Raw genomic sequence first — 255 nt, forward strand, 5'->3', positions numbered from 1 at the left:
CATGAGCCATCCCCCTTCCACAATGCCAATGCCAACGCCCCGGAAGCCGGTGCTGCACCGCCTGGCCGAACTCTTCATGGTGGTGGCGCTGGCCGGCATGGTCATTGCCGTGTTCGTGAACGTCGTGCTGCGCTACGTGTTCGCCACCAGCATCGTGTCGTACGAGGAAATCTCGCGACTGCTGTTCGTCTGGCTGGTGGCCATCGGCACCATCGTCGCGGCCTTCGAGGGCAAGCACCTGGGCTTCGACATGCT

The 255-nt window shown here is 63.1% G+C and carries 1 protein-coding gene; it reads left to right on the top strand.

Annotated elements, in window-relative coordinates; genetic code table 11:
* Positions 1–28 precede the first annotated feature (28 nt).
* The coding region (locus CVH10_RS22345) for a TRAP transporter small permease subunit (protein WP_219925013.1) at positions 29–255 on the top strand (227 nt) is incomplete at its 3' end.

Source organism: Halomonas sp. ND22Bw, assembly GCF_003011945.1.
Lineage (GTDB): Bacteria > Pseudomonadota > Gammaproteobacteria > Pseudomonadales > Halomonadaceae > Halomonas > Halomonas halophila.